This is a genomic window from Vibrio crassostreae 9ZC13, assembly GCF_000272045.2.
Lineage (GTDB): Bacteria > Pseudomonadota > Gammaproteobacteria > Enterobacterales > Vibrionaceae > Vibrio > Vibrio crassostreae_C.
Map to the genome: position 1 here is coordinate 1 of NZ_AJYZ02000043.1, position 520 is coordinate 520.

1 rRNA gene is annotated in these 520 nt (G+C 53.7%); it reads left to right on the top strand.

Annotated features, from left to right (window positions below):
• Window positions 1–509, top strand: a 16S ribosomal RNA gene (locus A136_RS22010); the annotation flags it as partial.
• Between the last annotated feature and the right edge of the window lie 11 nt (window positions 510–520).

The following is a 520-nucleotide window of genomic DNA, read 5'->3' on the forward strand; positions in this document are numbered from 1 at the left end:
CTCTGAGACAGGTGCTGCATGGCTGTCGTCAGCTCGTGTTGTGAAATGTTGGGTTAAGTCCCGCAACGAGCGCAACCCTTATCCTTGTTTGCCAGCGAGTAATGTCGGGAACTCCAGGGAGACTGCCGGTGATAAACCGGAGGAAGGTGGGGACGACGTCAAGTCATCATGGCCCTTACGAGTAGGGCTACACACGTGCTACAATGGCGCATACAGAGGGCAGCAAGCTAGCGATAGTGAGCGAATCCCAAAAAGTGCGTCGTAGTCCGGATTGGAGTCTGCAACTCGACTCCATGAAGTCGGAATCGCTAGTAATCGTGAATCAGAATGTCACGGTGAATACGTTCCCGGGCCTTGTACACACCGCCCGTCACACCATGGGAGTGGGCTGCAAAAGAAGTGGGTAGTTTAACCTTTCGGGGAGGACGCTCACCACTTTGTGGTTCATGACTGGGGTGAAGTCGTAACAAGGTAGCCCTAGGGGAACCTGGGGCTGGATCACCTCCTTATACGAAGATAT